At 71.1% G+C, this 9,047-nt stretch carries 12 protein-coding genes; 10 read left to right on the forward strand and 2 right to left on the reverse strand.

The genetic code is table 11. The features are described from left to right. On the reverse strand, nucleotides 1-123 hold a 123-nt coding region (locus ACILQS_RS13615; protein WP_395640683.1), incomplete at its 3' end, for a flagellar basal body protein. Then, complete coding sequence (locus ACILQS_RS13620; protein ID WP_395640672.1) at nucleotides 123-605, reverse strand: flagellar protein FlgN; 483 nt, start codon at nucleotides 603-605, stop codon at nucleotides 123-125. The genes ACILQS_RS13620 and ACILQS_RS13615, both read right to left, overlap by 1 nt. Before the next feature lie 307 nt (nucleotides 606-912). Between ACILQS_RS13620 and ACILQS_RS13625 the strand changes: the two genes are divergently transcribed. From ACILQS_RS13625 to fliG, 10 genes are all read left to right on the forward strand, one after another. Next, complete coding sequence (locus ACILQS_RS13625) at nucleotides 913-1,731, forward strand: sigma-70 family RNA polymerase sigma factor (RefSeq protein WP_395640673.1); 819 nt, start codon at nucleotides 913-915, stop codon at nucleotides 1,729-1,731. Nucleotides 1,732-1,822: 91 nt separating this feature from the next. Then, nucleotides 1,823-2,935, forward strand: a complete 1,113-nt coding sequence (locus tag ACILQS_RS13630) for a flagellin (RefSeq protein WP_395640674.1) — start codon at nucleotides 1,823-1,825, stop codon at nucleotides 2,933-2,935. A gap of 102 nt (nucleotides 2,936-3,037) precedes the next feature. After that, entirely contained in the window at nucleotides 3,038-4,417 is a 1,380-nt protein-coding gene (fliD, locus tag ACILQS_RS13635) for a flagellar filament capping protein FliD (protein ID WP_395640675.1), read from the forward strand. Beyond that, nucleotides 4,414-4,830, forward strand: coding sequence for a flagellar export chaperone FliS (gene fliS, locus ACILQS_RS13640; protein WP_395640676.1), 417 nt, complete (start codon nucleotides 4,414-4,416; stop codon nucleotides 4,828-4,830). Before fliD ends, fliS begins: the two co-directional genes overlap by 4 nt. Continuing rightward, complete coding sequence (locus ACILQS_RS13645; RefSeq protein WP_395640677.1) at nucleotides 4,814-5,158, forward strand: hypothetical protein; 345 nt, start codon at nucleotides 4,814-4,816, stop codon at nucleotides 5,156-5,158. Before fliS ends, ACILQS_RS13645 begins: the two co-directional genes overlap by 17 nt. Nucleotides 5,159-5,302: 144 nt before the next feature. After that, nucleotides 5,303-5,644: a flagellar basal body rod protein FlgB gene (gene flgB, locus ACILQS_RS13650; protein WP_395640678.1), complete on the forward strand. Its 342-nt coding sequence runs from the start codon at nucleotides 5,303-5,305 to the stop codon at nucleotides 5,642-5,644. 1 nt (nucleotide 5,645) lies between these two features. Further along, nucleotides 5,646-6,038 carry a flagellar basal body rod protein FlgC gene (locus ACILQS_RS13655; protein ID WP_395640679.1) on the forward strand — a complete coding sequence of 131 codons (393 nt, stop codon included), beginning with the start codon at nucleotides 5,646-5,648 and terminating at the stop codon, nucleotides 6,036-6,038. Continuing rightward, nucleotides 6,035-6,337: a flagellar hook-basal body complex protein FliE gene (gene fliE, locus ACILQS_RS13660; protein ID WP_395640680.1), complete on the forward strand. Its 303-nt coding sequence runs from the start codon at nucleotides 6,035-6,037 to the stop codon at nucleotides 6,335-6,337. Before ACILQS_RS13655 ends, fliE begins: the two co-directional genes overlap by 4 nt. Next, a complete protein-coding gene (gene fliF, locus ACILQS_RS13665; protein ID WP_395640681.1) occupies nucleotides 6,337-7,971 on the forward strand; it encodes a flagellar basal-body MS-ring/collar protein FliF in 1,635 nt (544 codons plus the stop codon). The genes fliE and fliF overlap by 1 nt, the downstream gene beginning before the upstream one ends. Further along, a complete protein-coding gene (gene fliG / locus ACILQS_RS13670) occupies nucleotides 7,968-8,999 on the forward strand; it encodes a flagellar motor switch protein FliG (RefSeq protein WP_395640682.1) in 1,032 nt (343 codons plus the stop codon). The genes fliF and fliG overlap by 4 nt, the downstream gene beginning before the upstream one ends. The last annotated feature ends 48 nt before the right edge of the window (nucleotides 9,000-9,047 follow it).

The following is a 9,047-nucleotide window of genomic DNA, read 5'->3' on the forward strand; positions in this document are numbered from 1 at the left end:
GCGCTGGCGGGTGTACCCCGCTGTGTTGAGGTTGGCGATGTTCTGGCCGACGACATCCATGCCCGCCCGGGCAGCCCGAAGGCCCGAGGCGGCGGTCGACAGCAGGCCGAAGGTGCTGGCCATCAGCCCTCCCCGTCGAGGATGCGTCCGGGGGCCACGTCGGTGGCCGCTCCGCCCCGGGCGTCGTAGAGCCCGGAAGTGAGGTCGAGGGAGGCGAGGGTCTCCTGTGTGGACTGGGTCGCGGCCCGGAGGTACTGCACGTTGGCGTCACGCACCTCCGCGATCTGGGTTGTGAGATCGGTGAGGGCGCGTTGGTGGGCCTCGAAGGTCTCACGCCAAGCAGATGTGGGGGCGGCGGCGATGATCGAGCCCAAGGTGTGCTCCGCGGCGTTCCACTCGTCGGCGACGTCGCCGGCGGCGATCGTGCGCTCCAGCCCCGAGGCGCGGAGGCGGTCGAGCACCTGCTCGACCTCGCGGGTCGCGAAGGGCAGCCAGCGCGATTTGCCGGCCGTGAGCAGCAGTCGCTCCTCCTCGAGCTTGAACTGCAGGAGCTCGAGAAGCTCGCGTTCACGCCAGAGCAGTGTGGACAGCTCCTGGGCACCCATTGCGCCCTCCTCTCTTCACGGCTCACTTTCGGCAGACGACCCGGAACCGTAAGGCGAACGTTGGTGTTCGTACCTGCGAATGGCCTGTACCCCTGCCGACTCCCCCATTGGGGGCCCGCCCGGAGTGGGGGGTAGCAAGGGGGTAGACAACCCTGCTTTCGTTCGGGTGTCGGACCTCGAGTTCCGGCGGACTCGCTGGGGGTCCACCGGGATGCTGGGAATGGATGATGTCCGACGCAGGCGACCCAACCCGAATAGGGGCGCCCGAACCCCGGCACCCATCTGTGCTTCCTGGGGGGGGACCACCATGCGCCGAACCGCGCGGGATCAACTCATCATCGACAACCTGCCGCTCGTCGGCTATCTCGTCTCCGAGATCTGGGGCCGCGCCACGCACCTGTCGCGCGACGACCTGGCCTCGGCCGCGTCGCTCGGGCTCGTGATGGCCGCCGACTCCTTCGACCCCGAGCGGGGCGTGCCGTTCGGCGCCTACGCCCGCCGCCGGATCACCGGCGCGATCGCCGACGAGATGCGCAGCGCCGACTGGGCCACCCGCACGATGCGCACCCGCATCAAGGAGACCCTCGCGGTGCAGGAGACCCTCACTCGCGCGCTCGGTCGCACCCCCGAGGTCGGCGAACTGAGTCAGGCCCTCGGCGTCGACAACGCCACGGCCCGCGCCGCGCTCGACGACGCCGGCACCGTCACCACCGCGCTCGACGAGCACGTCACCGACACCGTCGCCGCGCAGATCGCGAGCCCGGAGGACTCGATGATCGACGGCGAGCGCACCGCGTTCGTGCGGGCGGCCGTCGAGGCTCTGCCCGAGAAGATGCGCTACCTCGTCGAGCAGATCTTCTTCGCGGACCGCAGCGTCACGGAGCTGGCGGCGGAGATGGGGATCACCCACTCGGCGGTCTCGCAGATGCGCTCGGAGGCGATGCGCCTGCTCAAGGACGGCATCGCCACCCACTACGGCGATGAGGGGGATGCTCCCGTCGAACCCTCATCCCGGATCGCGCCGGCGCGCCGCAGCGCCTACCTCGCCGCGCTCGCCGACTTCGGCACGTCGCGCCTGCGGGCCGCGACCACGTCCCCCGTTGTGGGGATCCGGGCCGCGGGCTGACCGCTAACGGAAAACATCCCTCGACCGACAGTCCTCGTTACCGGACCACGGATGGGCCGGTGCACCACACCCACATCATGGAGGAATCACAATGGGTATGCAGATCAACACCAACATCGGCGCGCTGAACGCGTACCGCAACCTGTCCGCCACGCAGTCGAACATGGACAAGTCGCTCGAGAAGCTCTCGAGCGGCCTCCGGATCAACCGCGCGGCTGACGATGCGGCCGGGCTCGCCATCTCGGAGGGCCTGCGTTCGCAGGTCGGAGGCCTGAAGGTCGCCGCCCGCAACGCGCAGGACGGCATCTCGGTCGTGCAGACCGCGGAAGGCGCGCTGGGCGAGACTCACTCGATCCTGCAGCGTCTCCGCGACCTCGCGGTCCAGGCGGCCAACGACTCCAACAACACCGAGGCTCGTGCCAACATCACGACCGAGGCGACCCAGCTGGTGGAGGAGCTCGACCGCATTTCCGCGTCGACCAACTTCAACGGCACGAAGCTCCTCGACGGCACCGCCGGCACCCTGAACTTCCAGATCGGTGCCGACGGCGACTCGACGAGCTCCATCGGCGTCGACCTCTCGGGCGCGGATGTCAGCGCGATCGCCGACAACCTGAACACGGGTCTCTACACGCGGACCGGCGCTGTCGCTGCCGGAACCGTCGCGGGCAACTGGACCTTCACGCAGGGTGGCGTGGTCTCGACGGTCGCCATGGGCACCGCCGGTACCTACACCAACGTCGGCGAGGTCGCTTCTGCCCTCAACGGCGACGCCGGCTTCTCGAACAACTTCGTCGCCTCGGTCAACACCGACGGCGACCTGGACGTTCGCTCGAAGATCGGCAGCGCTGCGGTCACCGTCGCGGGAACCGGCTACACCGCCGGCGCCGGCGCTGCGGCCGACCTGGACTTCTCCAGCCACGCGGCCGCGCAGGCCTCGATCACCCTGATCGATCAGCAGATCAGCGATGTCTCGACGGCGCGTGCCAACCTCGGTGCGGTTCAGAACCGGTTCGAGTCGGCGATCAACACGATCAACGTCGCGACCGAGAACCTCACCGCGTCGGAGAGCCGCATCCGCGACACCGACATGGCGTCGGAGATGGTCGAGTTCACGCGGGCGCAGATCCTCTCGCAGGCCGGTGTCGCCATGCTCGCGCAGGCGAAGTCGGCTCCGCAGAGCGTTCTGCAGCTGCTCCAGTAACACCCGTTCGGCGTCCGGCCGGCCGCGTTCGCGCGACCGGCCGGACACCGGCACCCCCGCTCCATCCGCGGTGCTCCGCGGCTCCACGAAAAGGATCCACTCATGGCGTTGGGAATCGACGGCCTGGTCTCCGGCCTCGACACGACGTCGCTCATCGACGCCCTCATCTCCGCCGAGGCGGGCACGCAGCGGATCCTGTCGACGAAGGTCTCGACCAGCCAGAAGCTGGTGACCGACTTGCAGACCCTCAACTCCTCGGTCGCGGCGCTCGCGGCCAACGCCACCTCGTGGTCGACGCCCGACAAGCTGCGCAGCGTCACCGCCTCGTCGTCCGCCTCCAGCGTCGCGGTCACCGCCGACGCCACCGCGACGCCCGGCTCCCTCACCTTCACCGTCGACCGTCTCGCGACGCCGCAGATCTCGGTCAGCGCCGCGATGACGTCGTGGTCGGGCGGGTCGACCGTCACCCTCGTTGACGCCGCGGGGACGACGACCGAGGTCGCCGCCGGGGCGTCCCTCGCCGACCTCGCCGCCAACATCAACGCCGCCGGCACGGGCGTGACCGCGACCCTCGTCGCCTCGGGGGTCGACTCGGGAACCGGCGACCCGAAGTACCGCCTGCAGTTGAACGGGGCGACCGGAGCCGACGGCGCGTTCTCGTTCTACGACGGGACGGCCGCCGACGTCACCGGCGGCACCGCCAGCGACCTGCTCGCGGCTCCCGGTGCGGCGACCGTGAGCACCGCCCAGGATGCCGCGGTCACGCTCTGGGCGGGCACCTCCGCCGCGCAGGAGATCACCTCGACGAGCAACGCGTTCGCCGACCTGCTGCCCGGCGTCGACATCACCGTCTCGGCGGTCGAGAGTTCGCCCGTGACGCTCTCGGTCGCGCGCAGCACCGCCACCGCCACGAACGCCGCGACGAACCTCGTCACCGGGGTCAACGCCATCCTCACCTCGATCCGCACCAAGTCGGCGGTGACGACGACGACCGGCACCGACGGCTCGCCCGCCGTGAGCGCGGGATCCTTCACCGGCGACGGGCAGGTGCGCGCGCTCAGCGCGGCGCTCAGCCGTGCGGTCATGGATCCGGTCGACGGCGAGTCGCCGTCGACGATCGGCATCACCATCACCCGCACCGGATCGATCGAGTTCGACGCGACCAAGTTCGCCGCCGCGCTCGCCGCCGATCCGGCGAAGACGCAGGGAATGCTCGCCGACATCGCGGCGCGCATCGCCGACGTCGGCGACGCGGCCTCGAACAAGATCGACGGCACGATCACGACCCGCATCACGAGCAAGCAGAGCTCGATCACCGACCTCCAGTCGCAGATCGCCGACTGGGACGACCGCCTCGCGACCCGTCGCAGCCGGCTCGAGTCGGTCTACGCCTCGATGGAGACCGCGCTGTCGGCCCTCCAGTCGCAGTCGTCCTGGCTCAGTGCCCAGCTCAGCACCACGACCTCGGGGAGCTCGACGTGACCTACCCGTCCGGCAACGACTTCCTGCGGGAGAGCGTGCTCTCCGCGAGCCCCGCGCAGCTCGTCACGATGCTCTACGACCGGCTGCTGCTCGATCTCGCCCGAGCCGAAGACGCGCAGCTCTCCGGCTCGTGGGCGGCGGCGAGCGCCAACCTGCTGCACGCGCAGGACGTCGTCGCCGAGCTCAGTTCATCGCTCGACGTCACCGCCTGGAAGGGCGGGCCCGATCTCCTGGCGATCTACGCCTATCTGACCAAGCAGCTCATCGCGGCGAACGTCGGCCACGACGTCGCCCTCACCCGCGAATGCGCGAGCCTGCTCGGCCCGCTGCGCTGGGCGTGGCTCGCCGCGGCACAGAATCTGACGTCGGCGACCGAAGCTACCGGGGGGCAGTCCATTGCCGTCGTCGCCTGATGACGCGACCGATGACACCGGCGCCCGCTGGTTCGAGATCCTCGCGGACTTCGAGCTGCAGCTGGCGCGGGTCGATCTGCTCGCCGCGGAACTCGCCGAAGCCGGGGTCGTGCTCTCGCCCGACGAACGCGCCGGCCTGACCCCGACGGGCGATCCGGGGCCGCTGAGCGACTCCGAGCGCCGTCGCGCCCTCGCCATCCTCGAGGCGCAGAAGGCCGCGATGGCGCAGTTGGAGCGGCTCCGGCTCGAACTCGCGCGACACATCGGGATGACGAAGGCCGCCACCGTGCGCATTCCCGACTCGGTGTATCTCGACCGCATCGCCTGAGGCGTCGACCGGTGGCCCCCGGAGTGGGGCGTGCCCGGCGCTTACGCCCCTGGTGGGGCCGCCGACAGTCGGATCTGAGCACGGATAGCTCTCATCCCGGCCACGGATCGGCCGCCACCGCCTTGTGCGAAAGGGGCAACGTCCGTGTTCGACTCCGTCACGTTCCAGGCGCTGAACAGCGCCCTCGACGGCCTCGCCGCACGGCAGCGGGCGGTCGCCAACAACATCGCGAACGTCAACACCGCCGGCTATCAGGCGCAGCGCGTGTCCTTCGAGGATGCCCTCGCCGACTCCGTCGCCCGCGGCAACGGGTCGGTCACCGCGACGACCGCCCGATCGCTCGAGCCCACTCGTCAGGACGGCAGCAACGTCAACCTCGACACCGAGACGCTCTCGAACATCGACACGGTGCTGCGCTACCAGTTCGCCGCCAACGCGATGGACGGGCAGTTCTCGTCGATCCGCACCGCCCTGAAGTGGAGCTGAGATGACCTTCGACGCGATCGGCATCGCCGGCACCGCCCTCTCGACGAACCGCAAGTGGCTCGACGCCATCTCCGACAACATCGCCAACGTCAACACCGCCCGCCGCACCGACGAAGCCGCCTTCCAGGCGCGCTACCTGCAGATCGAGGCGGGCGAGGGCACCTCTGGCGTCTACGTGAAGGCCGACCTCTACGGCGACGCGGAGGGCCGGCTCGCCTACGACCCGACGAACCCGCTCGCCGACGCGGACGGGATGGTGCGGATGCCCGACATCGATCTCGCCGAGCAGATGACGTCGCTCATCATCGCCCAGCGCGCGTACGCGGCCAACGCGGCCGTCGTCGACCGGGCCCGCGAGACCTACCTCGCCGGCCTCCAGATCGGCCGCTCGTGACCGGCATCGGCGGCGTCGGCGCCGTCGCCCCCACCGCCTACCTGACCCCGGCAACGTCGGGCGTGCAGTCGATCGCCGGCACCGCATTCGGCGACGCGCTGACCTCGGCGATCGACGGCGTCTCGGCCGCGCAGAGCGAGTCCAGTCGGCTCGCGATCAAGGCCGTCACCGGCGACCTGACCGACATCCACGACGCCACCATCGCCGCCGCCCGCGCCTCCGTCACCCTGGAGCTCGTCGCGGCCGTGCGGAACAAGGGCGTCGAAGCCTTCACCGAGATCATGAGGATGCAAGCCTGATGCCCACGCAGGTCCGCGGCGCTCTCGAGCGCGCACTCCACGCCCTTCGCGAGTTCACCGTCGCCCAGCGCACCCTCGCGCTCATCGGTCTCGCCGTGCTGGTGGTCGGCGCGATCGCCGTCGGCGCGTGGATCACCCGCCCGCAGTACGTGCCCCTGTATTCCGGCCTCCCGGGCGCGGACGCGAGCGCGATCGTCGAGCAGCTCGAGGCGGCGGACGTCGCCTACGAGCTCGCCGACGGAGGGACCACGATCATGGTGCCGCAGCAGGACGTCGCCGCACAGCGCATCGCCGCCGCCGCGGCCGGGCTGCCCGGCTCGGAGTCGGGCGGCTACGCGCTGCTGGACTCGATGGGCGTCACGGCGAGCGAGTTCCAGCAGAGCGTGACCTACAAGCGAGCGCTCGAGGGCGAACTCGCCCGCACGCTCCAGGGCCTCTCCGGGGTGACCGCGGCCAGCGTCCAGCTCGCGCTCCCCGAGGAGTCGGTCTTCGTCGCCGAGCAGGCGCCGGCGACCGCCGCGGTGTTCCTCGAGACCGCGTCGGGCCGCACGCTCTCGGTCGACCAGATCATGTCGGTGCAGCACCTCGTGTCGTCGAGCGTCCCCGGCCTCGCGGTCGAGGACGTGTCGGTCGTGGATGCCGACGGCACCCTGCTCAGCGCGACGACCTCGGGTTCGGCCGACCAGGCCGCGAGCGACTACGAGACGAGTGTGCGCGAGCGCGTCCAGACGATGCTCGACCAGATCGTCGGCGTCGGCAATGCCACCGTCGCGGTGAGCGCGCAGGTCGACGCCGCCTCCGCCCAGCAGACCTCGGAGACGTTCAGCGCCCCCGAGGAAGGCGACCTCGTGCTTCAGGAGTCGACGACGGCGGAGATCTACGGCTCGGGGGCGACCGCGGACGGGGAGCAGACCGGCGTGCTCGGCCCCGACAACATCGCGGTGCCGAACGACGCCGCCGCGACGGACGGCACGACCACCGACGACGGCTACAGCAACACCACGGCCGATCGCGTGAACGCCATCAACAAGGTCACCGAGGTGCGCACCATCCCGGCCGGCACGCTCGTGAAGCAGAGCATCTCGATCGCGATCGACGAAGCCGCGGCCGAGGGGATCTCGGCGAGCAAGATCGAGGAGCTCGTCGCGGCCGCCGCCGGCATCGACACCGAGCGCGGAGACGCCGTCGCGGTGGAGGTCGTCGCGTTCGCCGCCGCCGCCAACGCCGAGACCGCGGGCGCCGCGCTCGACGCCGCGAAGGAGGCCGAGTCCCAGGCGCAGTTCCAGGAGCTGCTCCAGACCGCGATCATCGCCGGCTCCGTCGTGCTCGTGTTCGTGATCGGCATCGTCGTGCTCGGCCGCTCCCGCCGGCGTGGTCGCCCCGCCTCGGTCGACCTCGGCCCGGTGCCGGCCACCCCCGTCGGGCCCCTGCTCGACGACCTCGCCGACCAGCCCGTCGTCGCCGGATTCGCCGCGCCGCCCCAGGTCACGGCGACCGACGTCGCCCCGACGCCGGAACCCGACACCGAGCTGTCGCGCGCGCGCGCCGCGGTCGACTCGCTCGCCCGCACCGACCCGCAGCGCACCGCGGAGTACCTCCGTCGTCTGATGGATGAGCCGGCGGGTGCCCGATGACCTCACGACTCAGCGGATTCAGCGGTTCCCAGAAGGCCGCGCTCGTGCTCATGCAGCTCCCGCGCGAGCGCGCCGCCGAGGTGCTCCGGCGTCTCGACGAGGACGTCGCCGAAGAGCTCGCGCAGCAGATCGCGCGGCTGAAGACGATCGACGACGCCGTCGCCGGCGCCGCGATGATCGAGTTCCACAGCCGCGCCGCCGCGGCCGGCACCCCGACCCGGGGCGGCCGCGAAGCCGCCGAGGATCTCCTCCAGGCGACCTTCGGCGAGGAACGGGCGAACGCCCTGGTCAGCCGTCTCGCCTCGTCGATGGCGGGGCGTCCGTTCGAGTTCCTCGACGCCGCCGACCCGGCCGCGATCGCGGTGCTCATCGCCGACGAGATGCCGACGACGATCGCGCTGCTGCTCATCCATCTCTCGCCGCGCACCTCGTCGGGCGTGCTGTCGCGCCTGAGCCCGGCCGTGCGGGTGGAGGTCGCCCAGGCGGTCAGCGCCGCCGGAGCCGCGGATGCCGACATGGTCGCCCTCCTCGCCGACACCCTCCGTCAGCTCGTGCGCGCGAGCGGGGCGCTGCCCGACAAGGACGAGATCTCCGGCGGCGTGCAGCCGCTCGTCGACATCCTCAAGGGCGCGGATGCCGCCACCGAACGCGCGATCCTGACCGATCTCGAGGAGCGCGACCCCGAGCTCGCCGAGGAGGTGCGGTCGCGGATGTTCTCGTTCGAGGACCTCGCCAAGCTCGAGGCGCGCGACGTGCAGCAGGCGCTGCGCGGCCTCGACCCGGCGCAGCTCGCGCTCGCCATCAAGGGGGCTCCGGCGGAACTCGTCGAGGTCATCATGAGCAACATGTCCGAGCGCAACCGCGAGGCCGTCGAGGCCGAACGCGGGTACCTCGGAGCCGTGCGGCGCTCGCAGGTCGACGAAGCCCGCGCCGCGATCGTGCAGGCCGTGCGCGCGATGGAGGCCGACGGCACCATCGAGATCCGCCGTGCCGCCGCCGACGAGCCCGAGGAGGAGCTCGTTGACTGACTTCGCCCCGCTGCTGTTCGCCGACCTCGCCGCGCCCGCGGCGAGGCG

The sequence above is a fragment of the Pseudolysinimonas sp. genome (genome assembly GCF_044239695.1).
Classification (GTDB): domain Bacteria; phylum Actinomycetota; class Actinomycetes; order Actinomycetales; family Microbacteriaceae; genus Pseudolysinimonas_A.